This is a genomic window from Buttiauxella sp., assembly GCF_049686335.1.
In the GTDB taxonomy this organism is placed as follows: Bacteria; Pseudomonadota; Gammaproteobacteria; order Enterobacterales; family Enterobacteriaceae; genus Buttiauxella.
The window spans coordinates 191,251-213,493 of sequence record NZ_JBAVHX010000033.1 but is presented as its reverse complement, the minus strand read 5'-3'; the positions used below and the strand labels follow the sequence as shown (position 1 = coordinate 213,493).

Here is a 22,243-nt window from a genome sequence, read left to right as displayed (position 1 = left end):
ATTCGCGACAAAATTTTATCCCTCTCTGGAGAGTCAGGAATGAAAGTAACGCTGCCCGAATACAGCCGTGCAGGCGTCATGGTAGTTGGTGATGTGATGCTGGATCGCTACTGGTATGGCCCTACAAGCCGCATTTCCCCGGAAGCTCCGGTACCGGTCGTGAAAGTCGATACCATTGAAGAACGCCCAGGCGGCGCGGCAAACGTGGCGATGAACATTGCTTCGTTGGGTGCGAATTCGCGCCTGGTGGGTCTGACGGGTATTGATGATGCAGCACGTGCACTTAGCCAAACGTTGGCTGGCGTGAACGTGAAATGCGATTTCGTCTCGGTGCCAACACATCCGACAATCACCAAACTGCGTGTACTTTCCCGCAACCAGCAACTGATTCGCCTCGATTTCGAAGAAGGTTTCGAAGGCGTTGATCCAGAGCCGATTCATGAACGTATTAGCCAGGCGTTGCCGCATATCGGCGCGCTGGTGCTGTCTGACTATGCAAAAGGCGCACTGGCGAGCGTTCAGCACATGATTAGTCTTGCGCGTGCGGCCAACGTACCCGTGCTGATTGACCCTAAAGGCACTGACTTTAACCGTTACCGTGGCGCGACACTGCTGACACCAAATCTCTCTGAGTTTGAAGCGGTTGTCGGTAAGTGTAAGAACGACGAAGAGCTGGTGGAACGTGGTATGAAGCTGATTGCTGAATACGAACTTTCCGCGTTACTGATTACCCGTTCTGAACACGGTATGACGTTGTTGCAGCCGGGTATCAAACCGTTCCATCTGCCCACTCAGGCGCAGGAAGTTTACGATGTGACCGGGGCTGGCGATACGGTGATTGGCGTACTGGCGGCAACGCTTGCGGCGGGTAACTCGCTTGAAGAAGCCTGTTACTTCGCGAATGCGGCAGCAGGGGTTGTGGTGGGTAAACTGGGTACGTCGACCGTTTCACCTATCGAACTGGAAAACGCTGTGCGTGGCCGTGCCGATTCAGGTTTTGGTGTGATGACCGAAGCTGAACTGAAAGTGGCTGTGGCTGCAGCACGCAAACGCGGTGAGAAGGTCGTCATGACTAACGGCGTGTTCGACATTCTTCATGCTGGTCACGTCTCTTATCTGGCGAATGCACGCAAACTGGGTGACCGTCTGATTGTTGCCGTCAACAGCGACGCTTCAACCAAACGCCTGAAGGGTGAAACTCGCCCAGTGAATCCGCAGGATCAACGTATGATTGTGTTAGGTGCGCTGGAAGCCGTGGATTGGGTGGTTCTGTTTGAAGAAGACACTCCGCAACGTCTGATCGGTGAGATCCTGCCCGATCTGCTGGTGAAAGGCGGCGATTACAAACCGGATGATATTGCCGGGAGTAAAGAGGTCTGGGCCAACGGCGGTGAGGTGATGGTGCTGAATTTTGAAGATGGTTGTTCAACGACCAACATCATTAAGAAGATTCAAAGCCACGAAGCCTAAGCAGTAACGGTTCATAAAAAAACGCCCCAAATGTTGGGGCGTTTTTTTACATCTGTGGTTCTATTGGCGGCGTTACTTCTGGCACCTGAGCGTGACGATTTTCAAGCTCAGTTAAACGCTGTTCCAGTAAAGCCAGTTTTTCGCGCGTGCGTAACAGCACTTGCGTCTGTACATCAAACTCTTCACGGCTAACCAGATCCAGACGGGTTAACTGAGCCTGCAAAACCTGACGGACTTTTTTCTCGACATCATCCCCGAACTCACGAATCCCTTTCGGCATTGACTCGTGGACCTGGCGAGCGATCTGTTCAATTTTTTTCGGGTCAATCATAGTGGCTTCCATAATCTTACGGGATTGTCTTACGCGATTAACCTAATTGTAATGCCTGTTCGGCAGCTTAGAAACCCGAAATGTTCTAAGAGCCAGGCCCATGAGGCTATTTTATTTGTCATTTTGAACCGGGGCAGTGCTCACAATCCTCACGTACTACGTGTACGTTCCGGTTGTTGTGCGCTGTCCGTGTTCAACATGACTGCAACAATAACGCCAAATGAGTCAGACTCTAAGGTTTGGCGTTGCCAGAGAAAATCAACGGCGTTATAGTAAGTCTGCTTATTCTCAGGGCGGGGTGTAACTCCCCACCGGCGGTAAATCAGCGAACGCTGAAAGCCCGCGAGCGCTCCAGAGCAATCTGGAGGTCAGCAGATCCGGTGTAATTCCGGAGCCGACGGTTATAGTCCGGATGGGAGAGAGTAACGACTAAGCACAAGCTTTAATCAGCTTGCTCACGTTATTTTTTTAGCTCCTAAGACCGCCCTGATTCTGGTAACCATAATTTTAATGAGGTTTTTTTACCATGAATCAGACGCTCCTTTCTGCATTTGGCACTCCTGTACAACGCGTTGAACATGCTCTTGAAGCACTACGTGAAGGCCGCGGAGTCATGGTTCTTGACGATGAAGATCGCGAGAACGAAGGTGACATGATATTCCCAGCCGAGACCATGACCGTTGAGCAAATGGCTCTGACCATTCGCCACGGTAGCGGTATTGTATGCCTGTGCCTGACAGAAGATCGCCGTAAACAACTTGATTTGCCAATGATGGTTGAGAACAACACCAGTGCTTATGGCACCGGGTTTACTGTCACTATCGAAGCCGCAAGCGGCGTAACCACTGGCGTCTCTGCCGCAGACCGTATCACCACTGTGCGTGCTGCAATTGCGGATGGCGCAAAACCAAGCGACCTGAACCGCCCGGGCCATGTATTCCCGCTGCGTGCTCAACCGGGTGGTGTGCTTACCCGTGGTGGCCACACTGAAGCCACTATCGATTTGGTTTCACTGGCGGGCTTCAAACCTGCGGGTGTTTTGTGTGAACTGACCAATGATGACGGCACAATGGCGCGCGCGCCGGAGTGCATCACTTTTGCTCGTGAACACAAAATGGCTGTTGTGACGATTGAAGATCTGGTCGAGTATCGCCAGACTCACGAACGCAAAGCCAGCTAAGATGCTAAAAGCCCGGTTTTACACCGGGCTTCTTTTTTATCCTATCCCATTGGTTTGCAGTAACGTCAGACTAAATCCCATCACCGCCATTCCGCAAAGTACGCCATAACTCGGGTTGTTATGAGGATCAATTTCTTTAGCGAGCGGCATCAGTTCATCGACAGATAGCGCCACCATAATCCCCGCGACCGCTGCCATAATCGCAGCCATCACCACCGGTGAAACCATGGTACCGAGAATCAACCATGCCAACACACCACCGAGAATCTCTGCGAGTCCCGAAATCCCTGCCCAGAATATCGCTTTGCGTTTTGAACCTGTTGCCGCATAAACCGGTCCTGCAACCGCTAAACCTTCCGGAATGTTGTGCAGTGCGACGGCGAGGGCAATACCCATACCCAATTCCAGATTACTGCTGGCAGTGACGTAGGTTGCGACCCCTTCCGGGAAGTTATGCAGACTAATGCCTAGAGTCAGCAGTAACGCGGTGCGGCGTAAATTACGTGGCTTCGGTTTACTGTCCATCAAATCTTGTGGATGGGCATGGGGCAGGGCGCGGTCGAGAGCGAAATAGCCCAATAAGCCCAACATAAACATACCGTATCCTAATACTGGCGACATTCCTTCGGTATGAAGTGCAGCGGGCAGCATCTCCATTAATGAGATAAGCAGCATAATTCCTGCTGCAAAACCGAGAGAAAATGCCAGCACACGGTTTGATGGCTTCTGGCCGATAACGCCAAGAAAAGCACCAATAAAAGTGGCTCCCCCTGCTAACAGGGTCAGAATCAAGGGTACTGACATTCATTGCTCCTTTTGATAATGATTCTCATTTATATTAATGGGCGACGTGATAAAAATCGAGAGCCAGATGAGTAGCTTTACACATCGCTTACATTCAAATTTCCTGAAGATCTTCATCATGCTTATCTGAGTTCTTCATGCTGCAAAAACGCGTACTGTGGTGTACATAAAATGAATATCCCGATAAAGGACACCACCATGACAACTCAACGAATGCCGGCGCTGTTCCTCGGACACGGTAGCCCAATGAACGTGCTGGAAGATAATCAATATACCCAAGCCTGGCGCGATTTGGGAGAGACCTTACCGCGGCCAAAAGCCATTGTGGTGGTATCTGCGCACTGGTTCACTAAAGGCACGGGCGTTACCGCGATGGAGACCCCAAAAACTATCCATGACTTTGGTGGTTTCCCGCAGGCACTTTACGATACCCATTACCCGGCACCGGGTTCGCCTGAACTCGCTCAGCAATTGGTTGACCTCCTGGCACCTGTTCCGGTAATGCAAGATAAAGAAGCCTGGGGATTTGACCACGGCTCCTGGGGCGTGTTGATCAAGATGTACCCGCACGCCGATATCCCAATGGTGCAGCTCAGTATCGACAGCACCAAACCGGCAGCCTGGCACTTTGAAATTGGGCGCAAGCTTGCTGCACTGCGCGACCAGGGCATCATGCTGATTGCCAGTGGCAACGTGGTTCACAACCTGCGCACTGCGCGCTGGCACGGTGAGAACACACCATACCCATGGGCTGAGTCGTTTAATCAATATGTTAAAGACAATCTCACCTGGCTTGGACCGGTGGCTGAGCACCCGTTGGTGAATTATTTACAACACGAAGGTGGATCGTTATCAAACCCTTCGCCGGATCACTATCTGCCGTTGCTGTATGTTCTGGGTGCGTGGGATGGTAAAGAACCGATAACGTTACCGGTAGATGGAATCGAAATGGGGTCGCTGAGTATGCTTTCAGTGCAGATTGGTTAGTTTATATTGCTCCTTCTCCCCCAGGAGAAGGAGCAATAATTACTCGACAAACACATGTGGGTAGAAGCGCGAGAGATCCTGGGTGATTAATTCACGATCTTCACGAATACCAATACCTGCAGGTTGGTCGTTGATAAGCCAGCTTCCGATCAGCACGTAGCTGTCACCAAATTTTGGCAGCTGATAAAACTGCTGGACGATCATGCCTTCTTCGCCGTAAGGCCCATCGACACGGGCAATTTCCTGGCCGTTTTCGATGATCTTCACGTTCGCCCCTTCGCGGGAGAAGATTGGCTTCACCACATACTTATCCATCTGCGGGTAGTTATCTTCGGCGAAATAAGCAGGCAGCAAGTTTGGATGATCCGGGAACATTTCCCAGAGCATTGGCAGCAAAGCTTTGTTGGATATGATGCTTTTCCATGCCGGTTCCAGCCAGCGTACGCCAGCATCTTCGAGCTTGGTGGAGAACATCTCACGCAGCATAAATTCCCACGGATACAGTTTGAACAGGTTGCTAATCACCTGATCCTGCAGATCGGTAAACTGGCCTTTCTCACCCAGACCGATCTCTTCCATGTAGACAAACTCACTGGCCACTTCAGCTTCAGCGGCACAATCCTGCAGGTACTGAACCGTACCGCGATCTTCAACCGTGTCCTGACAGCACGCGAAATGAACCAGGTTGAAACCGTGTTGCTGCTTCAGCTCGGCAAAACGTTCGATGATCTTCTCTTGCAGGCTGTTGAACTGATCGCTTTCTGCTGGCAGATTCCCCGCCTGGATCTGATCTTCGAGCCAAATCCACTGGAAGAACGCGGCTTCATATAGAGAGGTTGGCGTATCGGCATTGTTTTCCAGCAACTTAGGTTCGCCCACTCCATCCCACGCAATATCCAGGCGTGAGTAAAGCGACGGTTGCTGAGTACGCCATGACTGACGCACAAATTCCCAGGTGTGCTTCGGAATGCGGAACTTAGCTAACAGCTCATCGCTGCTCACCACTTTCTCGACCACCTTAAGGCACATCTGATGCAATTCTGCGGTCACTTCTTCCAGGCGTTCAACCTGCGGTAGCGTTAGTTTGTAATAAGCATCTTCACACCAGTACGGCTCGCCATACATGGTGTGAAAATTGAAACCGTATTCTGTGGCTTTCTCGCGCCAGTCCGGGCGCTCTGTAATCGCAATTCTTTCCATAATTTCTTAGCCACCCATGGAGCGAGAAGAACCTGTTGCGCTGCTGCTGCGCTGCATCGTCGATTGCTTAGCCACGGAATCACCGAAACCACCACGAGTCACCGTGCTGGTGGTTGCAGGTTTAGGTGCCATCGCGGTTTTAGGAACGGTTGTCGTGCGGCCAGGAGTGGCTGCGCCGTAGCTCTTACCGCTGGCATCAGCATATTTACCGTATGCAGGGCTTGCTGGATTTTTTGAGGTAAACAGAGGTTGCTGCGCAAAGCCTGCACCGCCGCCCATCAATCGACCCATCATGTAACCGGCCATCAATGGCATCCAGAAGCTGCCGCTTTGCTGAGGTTGTGCCTGAGCTTGCTCACCCGCCATGTTGGCTTGAGCAGGAGCTTGCTGACATTGGCCTTCACCAAACTCAGCGATACATTCTTCACGTGATGCATATTTAGGTGCAGTACGTTCTGCTTCTTTCAGCGCGTTGTTGAAAGAAGTCGTACATTCGGCACTTTTGCCAGGGTTGGCTTGAGTACAGTCATCCGCGTTTTGATACATGGAAACTGTTTCGTCATTTTGTTCGCAGCCGGCAAGCATAAACACAGCGGTAACTGCCAATGCGACTGGCGTCAAATGGCGAGCGTTCCAGCTTTTGCGGAACGATGCGTGATTTATGATTTTTGTCCGTTTCATTGTTCTGTCCTGAGCCCAAAGGAATGAAGCTAATATTGTGCTTAGAATAGGGGATGAATGGTTGAAATTAAAGCGATGAGGGCGGTTTGGAGGGGGATCTTTACTTTGCCTTACGTTCACATGTGTAAGTTGTGACGGGGGCATGTTGTCATGCCCCCGAATACTATGATCAGTTAGCGAATGGGTTAGCTGATTTGTTGCTTGTTGCGGAAGCTGGAACCGCTTTAGCAGGGGTTGCAGTTTGGGTTGTTGCTTCGGTATCCGCGGTATAACCATCAGCGCGAGCATTCTGGTCAGGCGTTTCAGGCGCGACGCTTTCTGCGGTTGTTGGCACTGGTTTACCCAGCGTGCCGTTCAACGCAACGAGGTCCTGTTCGTTAAGCGTACCCAACGCAGCTTTAATGTTAAGCTGGTTGATCAGGTAGTTATAACGAGCGCTGGAAAGCTGTTGTTTCGCGTTGTACAGCGTAGTGGTCGCATCCAACACATCAACGATGGTACGCGTACCCACGGAATAACCTGCTTCCGATGCATCTAAAGAACTTTGAGCAGAAACAACCGCTTGTTTGTATGCGTTGATCGTACTGATCGATGCATTCACGTTGTTAAACGAAGAACGAACCGTTTGCACCACGCTACGGTGCGCGCTTTCCAGTTGCTCACTTGCGCCAACAAAGTTGTATTGCGCTTGTTTCACTTGAGAAGTCACAGAACCGCCGCTATACAGTGGCAACGAGAAATTCAGGCCGATTTTGTTCTGGCCCATATCGCTGTCATCGTACTGTTGGCTATTGGTTTTGGAACCGCTGTAGGCGGTATTAGAAACACCTGTTGAAGCGGTTAAACCGACAGTTGGCATGTGGCCAGTTTCGGCGTAACGAATTTGCTCGCGGGCTAAGTCTTGAGACAGACGCGCTTGCAGCAAGGCCAGGTTACGTTTTTCCGCTTCTTTCAGCAGATTATTCACGCCATCAGGCTTGTTGGTTTTGAAGCCATCAACATTCAGCGATGCCAGAGACGGATAGTAGTTACCGGTGACCTGGCGCAGCGTTTCTACTGAGTTATCCAGATTGTTGCGTGCAGTCACTTCGTCCGCTAATACGCTGTCGTATTGAGCACGGGCGTTCTGTACGTCGGTAATCGCAACCAGGCCCACGTTAAAGCGCTGGGTGGTTTGGTCTAACTGGCGATAAATAGCCTGTTTCTGTGCTTCGGTGAAGGACAGTGCATCAATGGCACTCAGCACATTAAAATAGGCTGTTGCAGTATTCAGAATCAGTGTTTGTTGGTCGGTCTGATAAGTGACATCTTGAATACCGGCCGATTTTTCTTGCAGGGTCAAAGCACGCCATTTCGACATGTCAAAAATGGTTTGCGTCAATTGCAAAGAACCACTGGCTTCCCTGGAGTCGACGCCATTCGCATCACTAAAACCATTGGTATATTCATAATCAGCACCAAGACCGAGCTGTGGCAGTAACGGGCTGCGTGCTTCGTTAATTTTTTCGAATGCGGCATCACGGTCAGCAGCGGATTTGCGCAAGTCCGGGTTGCTTAAACGTGCCTGCTGATAAACCTGCATCAGGTTTTCTGCCTGGCTCATGGCACTGAAACCCGTTAGGCTCAGACCGATAAGAATTGGGAGCAGTTTCTTCATTTGCATTCCTTGTTGTGAAGCAGAAATTATTTGTTAGCGCTGACAAGAGCCGGAAATGATCGCCGATTTTAGCAGAGTCTGCCAGCAGGGGCGCTTGGCGTAATGTGCCATTGACCCTTAATTTTCATCAATCTATCACATAGGAAATGAAACGGCAGTCAAACTGGCTTGAAATTACCCATTTCATAACCATTAAAATCAGGAAGTCATCATGACTAAGCAAAACGAACAACTCGTCACATTAGCCAAAAACGATGTTGAAATTATTGCACGGGAAACACTTTATAGCGGTTTTTTTTCACTGGATCTTTATCGGTTCCGCCATCGCTTGTTTAATGGCGAAATGAGTGGTGAAGTTTGCCGTGAAATTTTAGAACGCGGTCACGCTGCAGTACTGCTACCCTATGACCCTGTGCGAGACGAAGTTGTCTTGATAGAACAGATTCGAATCGCCGCGTATGACACCAGCGACAGCCCATGGTTGCTCGAACTGGTCGCGGGGATGATTGAAGAAGGTGAAAGCGTCGAGGATGTTGCTCGCCGTGAAGCGGTTGAAGAAGCCGGAGTGATTGTCGGTCGCACCAAACCGGTCATCAACTACCTGGCAAGCCCGGGCGGAACCAGCGAGCGTTTATCAATCCTTGTTGGGGAAGTCGACGCCACCACTGCGAAGGGCATACATGGTCTGGCAGATGAAAACGAAGACATTCGTGTTCATGTCGTGAGCCGGGAACAGGCTTATCAGTTAGTAGAAGAAGGGAAAATCGACAACGCAGCTTCAGTCATCGCACTGCTTTGGCTGCAATTGCATCACGAGAAATTAAGAGAAGAGTGGAATCGATAACCATGAAGCGCTATACACCTGACTTCCCTGAAATGATGCGCCTGTGCGAAACCAATTTCGCACAACTCAGACGCCTGCTTCCTCGTAATGACGAAGTGGGTGAAAAAGTCACTTATCAGGTCAGTAGCGCTCAATATCGACTCTCAATCCTTGAGTCGACACGTTACACGACACTTGTACAAATCGAACAAACCCTCCCGGCTGTAAGCTACTGGAGCCTACCATCGATGTCGGTCAGGCTTTATCATGACGCCATGGTCGCGGAAGTGTGTTCAAGTCAGCAGATATTTCGTTTCAAAGCACGGTATGATTATCCTAATAAAAAGTTGCATCAACGCGACGAAAAGCATCAAATTAATCAGTTTCTAGCCGATTGGCTGCGTTATTGTTTGGCGCATGGAGCGATGGCGGTTCCGGTTTGTTAGTGAGGGTGAAACCTAAGGACACCATTTGGAAAGCCTGTTAAATCTTCCTGTGGCCGGTGGGGGCCAGATCAGGATTTTGCAAATTACAGATACCCACCTGTTCTCTGGAAAGAACGAAACGCTGCTGGGTATCAATACCTGGATGAGCTATCAGGCTGTCATTGATGCCATCCTTGCTGAGCAGCGTGAGTACGATCTTATCGTGGCAACTGGGGATCTTGCCCAGGATCACAGTGCGCAGGCTTACCAACATTTTGTTGAGGGCATTGCGGAGATTCCTGCGCCCTGCGTTTGGCTGCCAGGCAATCACGATTTCCAACCCGCGATGTTTAGCTCGCTGCTCGAAGCGGGAATTTCCCCGGCCAAACAAGTTTTCCTCGGAGACAGCTGGCAAATATTACTGCTCGACAGCCAGGTCTTTGGCGTCCCCCATGGTGAATTGAGCGACTACCAGCTCGACTGGCTGGAGCGTAAGCTTGCCGGTGCGCCTGAGCGTCATACGCTCTTGCTGCTGCATCATCATCCTGTTCCCGCTGGTTGTAGCTGGCTGGATCAACATAGCCTGCGCAATGCCGCGGAGCTGGATAACGTTCTGCAAAAATTCCCGAAAGTGAAAACACTGGTGTGCGGTCATATTCACCAGGAATTAGATCTGGACTGGAACGGCAGACGAATGCTGGCCACGCCGTCTACTTGCGTGCAATTTAAGCCGCATTGCTCCAACTTCACTCTCGACACCATTGAACCAGGCTGGCGTTGGCTGGAACTCCATCCGAATGGCGAAGTCACCACTGAGGTTTGCCGCCTGAAAGGTGCGGTATTCAACCCAGATACCGCTTCAGAAGGGTATTGATGTCAACGCTACTTTACTTACACGGTTTCAATAGTTCGCCGCGTTCAGCTAAGGCGACAAGCTTTCAGACATGGCTTGCGCAGCATCATCCGCACATTACGATGATTATCCCGCAACTCCCGCCGTATCCTGCCGATGCAGCAGAGCTGCTGGAATCGCTGGTACTTAAGCATGGCGGTGAACCGTTGGGCATTGTCGGCTCCTCTTTAGGGGGCTATTACGCCACCTGGTTGTCCCAATGCTTTACGCTACCGGCGGTGGTTGTAAACCCGGCGGTACGGCCTTTTGAATTGCTCGTCGATTATCTTGGCACGAACGAGAACCCCTACACCGGGCAGCAATATGTGCTAGAGTCACGCCATATTTACGATCTTAAAGTCATGCAAGTTGACCCGTTAGAATCGCCAGATCTCATCTGGTTGCTACAACAAACGGGTGACGAAGTGCTTGATTACCGCCAGGCCGTGGCGTACTACACTCCCTGCCGTCAGACGGTAGAGTCCGGTGGCAATCACGCCTTTGTAGGCTTCGAAGATTATTTCACACAGATCGTCGACTTCCTTGGCCTGCATTAAGGCCTGATGTCGAATCCCTGTTTCGCAATCTGAACGAATAAACCATGACGCAATCCAGTTATAACGCCGATGCCATTGAGGTACTCACCGGGCTTGAGCCTGTTCGCCGCCGTCCCGGGATGTACACCGACACCACCCGTCCAAACCATTTGGGCCAGGAAGTCATTGATAACAGCGTGGATGAAGCGCTGGCAGGCCATGCGAAGCGTGTTGATGTTATTCTCCATGCCGATCAGTCATTAGAAGTTATTGATGACGGGCGCGGCATGCCGGTTGATATCCATCCGGAAGAGGGCGTTCCGGCTGTAGAGCTGATTCTTTGTCGTCTGCACGCAGGCGGTAAATTCTCCAACAAAAACTACCAGTTCTCTGGTGGTTTGCACGGCGTGGGCATTTCGGTCGTCAACGCCTTGTCAAAACGTGTCGAAGTAACGGTTCGCCGTGACGCACAGGTTTACAGCATCGCGTTTGAAAACGGCGATAAAGTCCAGGAACTGGCGGTCATCGGGACCTGCGGCAAGCGTAACACCGGCACCAGCGTTCACTTCTGGCCTGATGCTTCCTTCTTCGACAGCCCACGTTTCTCCGTTTCTCGTTTAAGCCATTTGCTCAAAGCCAAAGCGGTTTTGTGCCCTGGTGTTGAAATCACTTTTACAGACAAAGTGAACAATACCGAGCAACGCTGGTGTTATCAGGATGGCCTGAAAGATTATTTAAGCGAAGCGGTAAACGGCCTGCCAACGCTCCCTGACTCGCCATTTGTCGGAAACTATGCGGGCGATGTTGAGCAAGTTGACTGGGCGCTGTTATGGCTGCCAGAAGGCGGCGAGCTGCTGACAGAAAGCTACGTTAACCTGATCCCAACCATGCAGGGCGGGACTCATGTCAACGGTCTGCGTCAAGGGTTGCTTGATGCTATGCGTGAGTTTTGCGAGTACCGCAACATTCTACCGCGCGGCGTGAAGCTCTCTGCGGAAGATATCTGGGAACGTTGCGCCTATGTGCTGTCGGTGAAAATGCAGGATCCGCAGTTTGCCGGGCAAACGAAAGAACGCCTGTCATCACGTCAGTGCGCCGCTTTTGTTTCCGGCGTTGTTAAAGATGCCTTCAGCCTGTGGCTGAACCAGAATATTCAAATTGCGGAACAACTCGCAGAGCTGGCGATTTCCAGCGCTCAACGTCGTATGCGCGCGGCCAAAAAAGTAGTGCGTAAAAAGCTGACCAGCGGCCCGGCATTACCTGGGAAACTGGCAGACTGCTCCGCACAAGATTTGAGTCGTACTGAACTGTTCCTCGTCGAAGGGGATTCCGCAGGCGGTTCGGCTAAGCAGGCGCGTGACCGCGAATATCAGGCGATCATGCCGCTCAAAGGTAAGATCCTCAATACCTGGGAAGTCTCCTCCGATGAAGTGCTCGCTTCGCAAGAAGTGCACGATATTTCGGTAGCGATCGGTATCGATCCGGACAGCGAGGATCTGAGCCAGTTGCGCTACGGGAAAGTCTGTATCCTTGCGGATGCGGACTCCGATGGTCTGCACATCGCCACGTTGTTGTGTGCCTTGTTCGTGCGCCATTTCCGTTCGCTGGTTCGCGGGGGGCACGTTTACGTTGCGATGCCACCGTTGTACCGAATCGATCTGGGCAAAGAAGTTTACTATGCGCTGGATGAAGAAGAGAAAGCGGGTGTGCTTGAGCAACTGAAACGCAAGAAAGGGAAACCGAACGTACAGCGCTTTAAAGGGCTGGGCGAAATGAACCCACTGCAATTACGTGAAACCACGCTCGATCCCAACACCCGCCGCCTGGTGCAGCTCACCATTGACGATGAAGATAACGACAAAACCATGGCAATTATGGATATGTTGCTGGCGAAGAAACGTTCTGAAGATCGTCGCAATTGGCTGCAAGATAAAGGCGACATGGCGGATATTGAAGTTTAATTAGTGTCCCCAGATAAATGTGATCAACGGCTGCATTGCGTTGATCACATCTTCCAGTTTTGATCCCCGTACTGCCTCGCGTTTTGACTCCCTTCACATTTTTCCTGTTTATCACTTGAAATAGTAATACTCCATCCGCTACTCTTTTTTGGAGTTAAACTTCATCATGGTTTGCAAGGCGGAGCAAAATGTCACTATTAGCCAGGTTAGAACAAAGTGTGCGTGAATGCGGTGGGCTTATCGTCTCTTGCCAGCCGGTTCCTGGAAGCCCAATGGACAAGCCTGAAATTGTGGCTGCCATGGCTCAGGCTGCGGTTTCTGCAGGCGCGGTGGCCATCCGCATTGAAGGGACAGAAAACCTGAATGCGGTGCGACCGCTTATTTCGGTACCCATTATCGGTATCATCAAACGTGACCTCGAAGACTCTCCGGTGCGCATCACGCCGTTTTTGCATGATGTCGATGCGCTGGCAAAATCCGGGGCTGACATCATTGCTTTTGATGCCACTTTCCGTCCGCGTCCGGTTGCCATTGATGAACTGATTGCACGCATTCACCATCACGGTTTACTGGCTATGGCCGACAGTTCCACAGTGGAAGAAGGTCTTAACAGCCATCACAAAGGCGTCGAAATTATTGGCACAACGTTGTCCGGATACACCACTGAGGTGACGCCCGACACGCCGGATCTGATGATGGTGTCTGAGTTAAGCGGGGCTGGTTGCCGCGTTATTGCCGAAGGGCGCTACAACTCCCCAGAACTCGCCGCACAAGCCATGGAACACGGCGCATGGGCGGTCACCGTCGGTTCGGCTATCACGCGAATTGAGCATATTTGCCAGTGGTTTAGCCATGCCGTTAAGCGCTAAGCCGGAGAAACTAATGAACACATTAGCCATTGATATCGGCGGCACCAAACTGGCCGCAGCGCTTATCAACGCTGAGCATCAAATATTTCAACGCACCGAAGTTTCCACTCCTGCAGATGCCGCACCGCTTGCCCTTGAACATGCCTTATCCCAGTTGTTAGAAGCATATCAGGGTCAAGCGCAACGGGTGGCGATTGCCTCGACAGGCATTATTGATAACGGGATTTTGACCGCGCTGAACCCCGATAACCTCGGCGGGCTGAACCGTTTTCCGTTGCAGGCGACCGTTGAAAAGCTCACGGGGCTGCCGTGCATTGTGCTCAACGACGCGCAAGCCGCCGCGTGGGCAGAGTATTGCCATTTGTCCGCTCAGTTTAAGCATCTCACCTTTATTACGGTTTCCACCGGAGTCGGTGGCGGGATTGTCGTAGATGGCGAGTTGTTAAGTGGCCCTTTGGCGGGGCATATCGGTCATACACTTGCCGATCCGCAGGGACCTGCGTGCGGTTGCGGACGTGTGGGTTGTGTGGAGGCTATCGCCTCAGGGCGAGCCATTGCAACCGCCGCCAGCCATGAGCTCGAGGGGAAAAATGCCCGTGAAATTTTTGCCCACGCTCAAGCAGGTCATCCGCAGGCTCAGCAGTTAGTGGCGCGTTCAGCGCAGGCGATTTGCCAGCTTATCGCTAATCTCAAAGCTTTGCTGGATACCGATTGTGTAGTGTTAGGCGGCAGTGTCGGGCTGGCTCAGGGCTATCGCCAACAGGTTGAGCAGCAGCTCGCCCGATTACCTGCTGCTTTCCAGGTGCCCATTTATGCGGCGCATTATCAGCATGATGCCGGGTTAATGGGCGCGGCACTGTGGTCTGAAAATCAGTCAGCCTGAATCTTGAAAACTCGTGAATAAAAGGTGGCACCATGATTTTAGGAAGAATTTCAGAACTCACTCCCCAGACCGCTATTGCCCCTCAGCTACTGGCTATTATCAAGCAGGCGCTGGCGCTTCATCCTGAAACATTAGCTGCCGGGCGGCATGAGATAGACGGTGATGTCATCTTTATGAATGTTATGACCTTTGAGACCGCAGAACCGCAAAGTAAGCGCTATGAGCAGCACCGGGAATATCTGGATATTCAACTGTTACTCAGTGGTCAGGAACGCATTGATTTTGGCCCAAAAGGTGCCGCCATCGAACCGGATACTTATCATGAAGATGATGATTATTTGCTGTGCGATACCGTAACGCCTTGCCAGACACTGCATATGCTTCCCGGGATGTTTGCGATATTTCTTCCCGGCGAGCCGCACAAACCGGGCTGTATTAGCGACTCTTCCCAGACCATCAGTAAGGTGGTGATAAAAGTGCATTACCGCAGTCTGTAAACGTTCTTTCGACGTCATAATAATAAATGAGCACTTCTTTGACGACGCGAGGCTGGCATACCCCCTATGCTGGTTTCGCGCTTTTTTTCACGCCGCAGACTTGTTACGCTCTCAACCATTCACTTTTGCAGGCTAATCGCTAAGCATTCAAAGCAGGAAATTTATGGAGCCTCAAGCCCTACGCCTTAAACCCGGCAAAATCCTTGATACGCTGGGTGCCATGCAAAATAGTCTGACGCGCGTTTCTCAGCGTATCGCGCAGGTTATTTTGACCTCGCCACAGCAGGTGACTCAGTTGTCTATTGCCGAATTGTCACGCGAAACGCAGGCAGGCGAAGCGACCGTGATTCGTTTCTGCCGCACGCTTGGCTATAAGGGTTTCCAGGACTTTAAGATGGATTTAGCCATTGAGCTCGCGACGGCGGAAGTCGATAACAGCAGCCCGTTGTTAGATGGGGAAATTAGCGAGTCAGATGATGCGCACACCATCGGTTTGAAGCTGCAAAGCACCATTAATAACGTGCTATCCGAAACCCTCAACTTACTTGATATGAACCAGGTGACTGAGGTGGTTAAGGCGTTGCGTGCCAGCAACTCGGTGTATATTTTTGGCGTGGGCTCTTCCGGGATCACGGCAGAAGATATGCAGCACAAGCTGATGCGCATTGGATTACGAGTCGACGCGGTGACCAATAATCACTTTATGTACATGCAGGCCACGTTATTAAAAGCCGGTGATGTCGCCATTGCTATCAGCCATACCGGGACCTCCTCAGAAACGGTCCATGCGCTTGAGCTTGCTAAACAGGCGGGCGCAACCACGGTGGCATTGACCCATAATCTGGGTTCCCCACTGTGTGAAGTGGCTGATTACAGTCTGATCAACGGTAACCGTCAGGGCATGCTACAAGGGGATTCGATCGGCACTAAAACCGCACAGCTTTTCGTGCTTGATCTGCTCTACACCTTGCTGGTCCAAACCGCACCAGAGCAGGCTCGCGAAAGCAAACTGCGCACCATGGATGCGCTCAATACCGCAAAATGAGTGATTGGGTTTCGGCGGGTCACGGTCACCCGCCATTTAGCGTATTGCTCAGAACTTAATTTTTAAACCGACAATCCCGCCGTAATTTATACTGTCACCTTCAAACGACTTCTCAACGCTCAGTGAACCCGCGATCGAAACTGATTTATTGATCTGATGATCAACACCCGCATTGAGTTGCCCCCATGTTCCGGCGCTGTTGGTGACGAACGGAATGTCCCCTTGCTGAGAAGAAAATGAGGTTTTTGTCTCACCTCTGAACTCATGCAAGATCCCCGGGCGTAACCAGGCGGTGGTTCTGGTGCGATCCTCTTTCACTTTATGTTCGTCATCATGATGCCAGGTCTGATGGAAACGCAGGCTGAGGCGGCCAGTCAGGGAATCGGTGTTGCTGAATTTAATCGTAGAGGCCTGGTCATGGGTGTTATCCAGTTTTACTGTTGAGTAGATCAACTGCGCCTGAGGTTCAATAAAGCGCTGAACGTCAGTATCCGGCTGCCATGGATAACCCGCCTCCAGCGAAGCGCTTAAACCGTAACCTTTGGTTTTCATTGGGCTAAGATCGGTTGGCCTGGATTCGACATACAATCGGTTGTACTGAGCGACGGCATCCAGATAACTCCCTTCGGGTGTGAAGTGCGTCCAGTAACCGCCTAATCCCCATGATTTCAGCGTATTGCGACCGGCATATTCGCTGTCGGTATGCGTGACTTTACTGTTGATTTTGCCGATGTTGCCTAGTACCCCAGCAAAATCAGAACTCCCGTCGTTTTTGCTTTCACGATATAAATCAATGCCTAACTGGATGGCGTTAAGTGTAAAGCGCGATTGAGGCCCATCGAAATCAGATTTCCCATTTTTAAATATCAACCGTCCCCAGCTCATATGTGGCGATTCCGTTGCCGCTGTGATTTTTTCCACACTCGCAAACTGTTCCCCGGTGCGTTCATGCAGGCTATCGACCAGCATCCGGCTATACAGCAAAGCCAACTGCGGGATGTCCTGATAAAGCGATGTTTCTGCCCGATAATCGGGTACCGCTACAGGCGGTTGAGGAATCGACGGGACGCTGGCGCCATTTTCAGGTGTTTCATCCGGTGTTTCAGGCACTGTTGCACCCGGCATTTCAGGCGGTGTGATATCGGGTGTTTCCCCCGGTGTTGGCGCCGGTGGGGCGGGTGGAAGAGGTGGCTCAGGTTGTTCAATTTCGCGTGGCACATCTGAATGGGAACGCAGATACCAGGCTTCCTGGTTGTTGCCATCTACGCTTGAGCGGTACAGCGAGTATTCATAGGGCCCAGCTTTAACCTTGTTCAGCAGACTAAAGGCTTCTATCGCCGTTGTCGCACCGCTAATGGCATCCACCACTTTGATGCCATTGCCATGAGTGAGTGCGCCACTGCCGTCGGTGTTGGTGATTTTCAGGTTAGTGGAGCCATCCGCATGGCCACCATCGACAACCAATTGATCTGATGGCGAATTATCGCTATGCAAATGGGTGTTTAACGCAATCGTCCCGTTGTCGCCGTGATAGTTATTCACCGTCAACGTCTTGTACTGGTTACTGTCTGGTGTGCTGAAGTTGATCAGGCTTTGATTATTCGTCAACTGACTGAGCACCGAATTTCCGGTCAAAAACCACAACGTGGTGTTGTTTAATGCGACGTCAGAATAAGCATTTGCTTCGGTGAGTGCTGCACCGGTGAGCAGGCTGCCGGATGCGCTGATGTGGGCATTGCCTGGCAACATCGCACTATTTCTCACCTGCAACCACTGGCTATCGCTACTGACCCGGGTGTTTTGCAATGTAATATCAGCGTGGCCGGTTGTTTCAATGCCATGGCCACGTTCGCTTGCCAGCAGGCTGTTATTGATTGCGGCTAACCCCGGATTGGCAGAGGTACCCTGAGCCCCCAGTGCCGCTGCATTTTCGCCATGGGTTGTGACTGAAATATTATCCCCTCGAACATGCCCGCCATTGCTGGCGAATATGCCTGCGGCACGAACGCCGTCGGTTTGAATCACGGTATTTTTAGCCTGAAGTTCAGCTCCCGCTTCCGCCCAGATCCCACGCGAGTTATCGCCATGCGTATTTAACGAGACATTATCCAGCGCCATTTCAGCAGTTTCGGCTTTGTATTTCCTGCCGACAAAAGCACCCGCCGCGTTATCTCCCAGCGTTTCGATGGTGACATTACTTGCGCTCAGGCTAACGTTTCCCGGTTTCGCCGCACCAATCCCCGCGTACAAACCGATGGAGTTATCGCCCTCAGTTTTGACCGTCGTATTCTTCAGAACGATATTCCCGCCATCATCAGCCGTTGCGCCGTAGGCCTGAGTGCCTTTTGTCAGCAGCGTAGTGCCATCCACCGTCAGGAAAGAACCCGCGTTGCGCGAAGCCACCGCGTGCGGGAACGTGAGATTTGACGACACCGGAGAGCCGTTGCCGGTCGTTGTCACGCTCCCTCCCGTCACCTTCACCACTGCACCTGCATCCGCGACAATTCCCATCGCATTGTCATTGCCTGAAGTATTGATATGAGTGTCGGTTATGGACGCGGTGCTATTGGCGACACCAATTCCGCTGCCGTAATTGCCGGAGGTGGAGATTCTTGAGGTATTGACCTCAAGCTGGCTGCCGTTGAGGGCGCTAATACCGCTACTCGGGTTTTGCGTGGTGATGACTTCACTGTCGGTTAAAATCAGCGATGAGCCTGCCCCTTGCAGCATGATCCCATGTGACCACGGCCCATTCACGTTAGGTCCCGCAGTGGTCGTCATTTTGCTGCTACTTATCCTGGCGCTCGCACCATCAACAATATTTACGGCTGAACTGCGTGCGCCGCGTGTTTCTATCGTTGTGCCACTGACCTGCGCATCAGAGCCGGCCCCCTCGACTGATATGCCGTGGCTTTGCATCCCGGAAGTCGTCATTTGAGAATTAATGACAGAAACAGATGCGCCAGAGATTGCCCGCGCGGCAGACGATGAGTGCAGCGCATTTCCCTGGCCACTGACGGTCAGCGTGCTGTTTGTCAAAGCAATGCTGCTGTTTTCCCCTTCAGCACGACTCCCACCCTGATTGGTACCAGAGACGTTAACCGTAAGCCCTGAGCCGGTGATTGCTGCGCCAGACAGAGCATGGAGTGCAGCGGTTGTAGTGGTACTTGTGGCCGCCCCGGAACTGTCTATGGTGCTATCGCGTAGAATAATCCCCGCCTTGTTTTCGGCTCGGGCCACACTGGCACTGGCGGCCGTGGTGGTGAGTTGTAGATCTTTGCCACTAATGGATGTCGCACCATCACTGGCCAGTAATACATGACTTAAACTCAGGGACATTTCGTTGTCCAGCGGCGCCGCTACCGAGACTGCAGCACCCGAAGTATTGATTGCCGCGCCATCATGCAGCGTGACTGTCGCGCCATTTCTCGCCCAGATGCCAGTTGCACCTTTACCTGTGGTTTGAATCGAACCGCCGCCGATGTCGCCTTGAGTTGTGTCCCCATCCAGCAGTACGCCATGTCCGTAAACTCCGGCAGTCTCAATGGCGGTTTCTATGAGAGCAATCTGGCCGCCATCTTGTGCTTTTACCGCGTAGGCGGAAGCACCGAGCGTGGTAATTTTGGAGTTCTTAGCGTTTAGTTCACTATCTTTGCCGCTGACATAAACCCCGTGACTGCCTCCTGTTGTGGTGTTTCTGGCACCATTGGTCAGGATTTCACTGGCACTGGACAGCGTGGCCTTGCCACCTTGTGTCACAGCGATACCCACCGACCCCCATGAGGAGGTTTGTACTTTGGAGTTATCCAGCGAGGCCTGTGAATCCGCACCTGTTACCACAATGCCACGGTTATTATTACCTTTTGCCCCACCGCCTACGGTGACCGTCGAGTCTTTAAGGCTTAATTGCCCTGCCGATTCCACCAGGGCTGCGGTCATATCACTGGCGATGATGGTTGCCCCGGCAGCTGTTTTGGGGTCGAGCGTCACCTCGGTTTCCAATAAACCGACGCTGCTTGCAGAAAAAACATATATGCCAATCTGATCTTTGGCATTCGCAGCCGACAACGCGTTGTTTTTAATCGTTCCTCGGGCCAGTGAAATAGGTCCGCCGTCACCAATTTTGATGCCTGCCGTATTGGCAACGTTCATTTTTATCGTTTCATCATTATATAAACCCCGGGTGCAAATTCCGGCGTTACCAATGGTATTGACCAGTCTTTCTGCGCTGGCGTCCACACAACCAAAACTTAATACGCCAACGATTAATCCAGCAGAGGAATTAAGGGCGATTCTGTGGTGCTTGCGAGGAATATGAGTGGGTGATAGCTTTATTATTTTCATGCGAATGCCTTAGTGATATTCTGGCCAGGTTATGCCGAATAGCGCTGAGGGAATACAATCATTCTTCACGATGAATTCGGCAATAATTTATTGCATGACAGTTATGGAGTCTTTATTGAAGGTAATATCGAACATGGAAATAGCTAATATATAACTGCCTTGTGTGCTGGCATTATACGGCCAGGGGGGAGGGAGGGTATTACTCAGGCTTAATTGCGGATTTAGTTTTATAGTTGTGCGGTGGTGTAATTTATAAAGAGTATGATTTTCAACAGCTAACCGTCTTGTAGCATCTCAAGAAATTGCATAAAACTGGCTTTCTTCTCTTGCTCTTTGCGATAAACAACATAGGCGTTAATTTGTTGTATTGGGAATGAAGGCGTTACTTGACGTAATTTGAAAATATCATGATAGCGGGTAAAAGCCTCCTGCGTAATGAAACCAAAACAATCCGTTTCTGACAATATAGTGAGTAGCGTCATTATCGAATTGGTTTCAAAGGCGATATGTGCATTTTTTAATAATGCTATTAACGATTGTTTGCGCTGAAGAATGATATCATCTCCCGTGAGATGGCTGACTATATCCATATTTTTTAGCTCGTCTGCACTAATCGACGATTTTTTAAAAGGATTATCCTCGCGGCATACCATCACAGGGGTTATTTCACGAAATAATACGCAGCTTAATGTAGTGCTGGTAACGGGTACTGCCGAGAAAACTATATCGGCTTTACGTAAATTAAGTAAATCCACTGCATCGGGTATGCCGAGGATTGTTTCGATATACTTTATTTTATAATTTAAGTTTCCCTCTTTTATTTTAATGAGTGTGGATGATAAGTCATGCACGGCAACTGAAAAAGGGGAGTAGATAACCAGCGTTTCTCGTTTGTTGGTTTTCTTACTTCTGCCAATGGAATCGCTCATTATTTCTAATGATTGCTTTAGCTGAGTATAAAGGTCGTCGGAAAATACCGTTGGGGTGATGGTATTTCCATGGCGAATAAATAAAGGGTCTTCAAAATGAAGTCGTAATTTACGCAGGGAATGACTAATGGAGGGGGGAGTGACTTCAAGAATTTCAGAGACTTCGGTAATGCTTCGTGTTGAGTAAATCAAACAGAAAGTGGTTAACAGATTAAGGTTGAAACTGGCAAGTTTTAGAACCTTATCGGAAACCGTATTCGTTTTCATCTTTTTCCCCCGCGACAAATTATCAGTAAAGGGTAGTTTAGCAGCGTTTAAACCAGATGAATTTTAGCCATAAAAAAGGGAGCCAGACTAAACAAGGCTCCCGGTATTTTTCAGTTAACGGATTATTTAATCGCGTCTTCCAGAATATGGATATGAACATCCAGCACATCGTCTTTTACCGCGGCACTGTGATCTTGCATATGCTGGGTTTGCAGATGCGCTTCGAGATGCGCAACGCTTTCCCATTTTTCCAGCATAAACACGGAATCCGGCGCTGTAGTCTGGAACGCGACTTGTGCGTTATGGTCGACCAATGGTACGTAACCGAAGCAACCTTCTTCTTCCAGCACGGTAGGAATAATTTTTGCGAAGGCATCTAAAACCGCCTGGCGGTGATGGGCGCCTGGACGGGTACGAATTTCAGCTATCACTGTTAGCATGACTTACTCCTGTAATAAGTTT

20 protein-coding genes and 1 riboswitch are annotated in these 22,243 nt (G+C 50.8%); of the genes, 12 read left to right on the top strand and 8 right to left on the bottom strand.

Features of this window, described 5'->3' with window-relative positions; translation table 11 throughout:
* Window positions 1–39 precede the first annotated feature (39 nt).
* A complete protein-coding gene (gene hldE / locus WBL83_RS19790) occupies window positions 40–1,470 on the top strand; it encodes a bifunctional D-glycero-beta-D-manno-heptose-7-phosphate kinase/D-glycero-beta-D-manno-heptose 1-phosphate adenylyltransferase HldE (RefSeq protein WP_424590724.1) in 1,431 nt (476 codons plus the stop codon).
* Between the two features lie 46 nt (window positions 1,471–1,516).
* Here hldE and ubiK read toward each other — a convergent pair whose 3' ends face one another.
* The gene (gene ubiK, locus WBL83_RS19785) at window positions 1,517–1,801 is read right to left on the bottom strand and encodes a ubiquinone biosynthesis accessory factor UbiK (RefSeq protein ID WP_424590723.1); all 285 of its coding nucleotides are present in this window, start codon (window positions 1,799–1,801) and stop codon (window positions 1,517–1,519) included.
* Window positions 1,802–2,081: 280 nt separating this feature from the next.
* Window positions 2,082–2,229: riboswitch (FMN riboswitch) on the top strand.
* Between the two features lie 98 nt (window positions 2,230–2,327).
* On the opposite strand from ubiK, the gene ribB reads away from it, so the two are divergent.
* Entirely contained in the window at window positions 2,328–2,981 is a 654-nt protein-coding gene (ribB, locus tag WBL83_RS19780; protein ID WP_424590722.1) for a 3,4-dihydroxy-2-butanone-4-phosphate synthase, read from the top strand.
* Between the two features lie 36 nt (window positions 2,982–3,017).
* Here the strand turns inward: ribB and zupT are convergent, their stop codons facing one another.
* Window positions 3,018–3,785 carry a zinc transporter ZupT gene (zupT, locus tag WBL83_RS19775; protein ID WP_424590721.1) on the bottom strand — a complete coding sequence of 256 codons (768 nt, stop codon included), beginning with the start codon at window positions 3,783–3,785 and terminating at the stop codon, window positions 3,018–3,020.
* 198 nt (window positions 3,786–3,983) lie between these two features.
* Here zupT and ygiD point away from each other — a divergent pair, with 198 nt between their 5' ends.
* The gene (ygiD, locus tag WBL83_RS19770) at window positions 3,984–4,772 is read left to right on the top strand and encodes a 4,5-DOPA dioxygenase extradiol (protein ID WP_424590720.1); all 789 of its coding nucleotides are present in this window, start codon (window positions 3,984–3,986) and stop codon (window positions 4,770–4,772) included.
* A 39-nt stretch (window positions 4,773–4,811) separates the two neighbouring features.
* Here ygiD and WBL83_RS19765 read toward each other — a convergent pair whose 3' ends face one another.
* From WBL83_RS19765 to tolC, 3 genes are all read right to left on the bottom strand, one after another.
* Window positions 4,812–5,972 (bottom strand): glutathionylspermidine synthase family protein, encoded by a 1,161-nt coding sequence (locus tag WBL83_RS19765; RefSeq protein WP_424590719.1) that lies wholly within the window; start codon window positions 5,970–5,972, stop codon window positions 4,812–4,814.
* 6 nt (window positions 5,973–5,978) lie between these two features.
* A complete protein-coding gene (locus tag WBL83_RS19760) occupies window positions 5,979–6,653 on the bottom strand; it encodes a DUF1190 family protein (RefSeq protein ID WP_424590718.1) in 675 nt (224 codons plus the stop codon).
* 169 nt (window positions 6,654–6,822) lie between these two features.
* Window positions 6,823–8,316 carry an outer membrane channel protein TolC gene (gene tolC / locus WBL83_RS19755; protein WP_424590717.1) on the bottom strand — a complete coding sequence of 498 codons (1,494 nt, stop codon included), beginning with the start codon at window positions 8,314–8,316 and terminating at the stop codon, window positions 6,823–6,825.
* Window positions 8,317–8,521: 205 nt separating this feature from the next.
* Here tolC and nudF point away from each other — a divergent pair, with 205 nt between their 5' ends.
* The 9 genes from nudF (at window position 8,522) to WBL83_RS19710 (ending at window position 16,241) form a co-directional block, all read left to right on the top strand.
* Window positions 8,522–9,154: an ADP-ribose diphosphatase gene (gene nudF, locus WBL83_RS19750; RefSeq protein WP_424590716.1), complete on the top strand. Its 633-nt coding sequence runs from the start codon at window positions 8,522–8,524 to the stop codon at window positions 9,152–9,154.
* Between the two features lie 2 nt (window positions 9,155–9,156).
* Complete coding sequence (locus WBL83_RS19745; RefSeq protein WP_424590715.1) at window positions 9,157–9,579, top strand: DUF1249 family protein; 423 nt, start codon at window positions 9,157–9,159, stop codon at window positions 9,577–9,579.
* A 25-nt stretch (window positions 9,580–9,604) separates the two neighbouring features.
* Window positions 9,605–10,432, top strand: coding sequence for a 3',5'-cyclic-AMP phosphodiesterase (gene cpdA, locus WBL83_RS19740; RefSeq protein ID WP_424590714.1), 828 nt, complete (start codon window positions 9,605–9,607; stop codon window positions 10,430–10,432).
* Entirely contained in the window at window positions 10,432–11,007 is a 576-nt protein-coding gene (yqiA, locus tag WBL83_RS19735) for an esterase YqiA (protein ID WP_424590713.1), read from the top strand. Before cpdA ends, yqiA begins: the two co-directional genes overlap by 1 nt.
* A gap of 44 nt (window positions 11,008–11,051) precedes the next feature.
* Window positions 11,052–12,947, top strand: a complete 1,896-nt coding sequence (gene parE / locus WBL83_RS19730) for a DNA topoisomerase IV subunit B (RefSeq protein ID WP_424590712.1) — start codon at window positions 11,052–11,054, stop codon at window positions 12,945–12,947.
* 188 nt (window positions 12,948–13,135) lie between these two features.
* Window positions 13,136–13,816, top strand: coding sequence for an N-acetylmannosamine-6-phosphate 2-epimerase (locus WBL83_RS19725; protein ID WP_424590711.1), 681 nt, complete (start codon window positions 13,136–13,138; stop codon window positions 13,814–13,816).
* 13 nt (window positions 13,817–13,829) lie between these two features.
* On the top strand, window positions 13,830–14,699 hold the full coding sequence (gene nanK / locus WBL83_RS19720) for an N-acetylmannosamine kinase (RefSeq protein WP_424590710.1): 870 nt from the start codon (window positions 13,830–13,832) through the stop codon (window positions 14,697–14,699).
* Window positions 14,700–14,731: 32 nt separating this feature from the next.
* A complete protein-coding gene (nanQ, locus tag WBL83_RS19715; protein WP_424590709.1) occupies window positions 14,732–15,196 on the top strand; it encodes an N-acetylneuraminate anomerase in 465 nt (154 codons plus the stop codon).
* Window positions 15,197–15,359: 163 nt separating this feature from the next.
* The gene (locus WBL83_RS19710) at window positions 15,360–16,241 is read left to right on the top strand and encodes a MurR/RpiR family transcriptional regulator (RefSeq protein ID WP_424590708.1); all 882 of its coding nucleotides are present in this window, start codon (window positions 15,360–15,362) and stop codon (window positions 16,239–16,241) included.
* Between the two features lie 48 nt (window positions 16,242–16,289).
* Here WBL83_RS19710 and WBL83_RS19705 read toward each other — a convergent pair whose 3' ends face one another.
* The 3 genes from WBL83_RS19705 to WBL83_RS19695 form a co-directional block, all read right to left on the bottom strand.
* The gene (locus WBL83_RS19705; RefSeq protein ID WP_424590707.1) at window positions 16,290–20,585 is read right to left on the bottom strand and encodes an autotransporter outer membrane beta-barrel domain-containing protein; all 4,296 of its coding nucleotides are present in this window, start codon (window positions 20,583–20,585) and stop codon (window positions 16,290–16,292) included.
* A 275-nt stretch (window positions 20,586–20,860) separates the two neighbouring features.
* Window positions 20,861–21,781 carry a LysR family transcriptional regulator gene (locus WBL83_RS19700; protein WP_424590706.1) on the bottom strand — a complete coding sequence of 307 codons (921 nt, stop codon included), beginning with the start codon at window positions 21,779–21,781 and terminating at the stop codon, window positions 20,861–20,863.
* 122 nt (window positions 21,782–21,903) lie between these two features.
* A complete protein-coding gene (locus WBL83_RS19695; protein WP_424590705.1) occupies window positions 21,904–22,221 on the bottom strand; it encodes a putative quinol monooxygenase in 318 nt (105 codons plus the stop codon).
* Window positions 22,222–22,243: the final 22 nt, after the last annotated feature.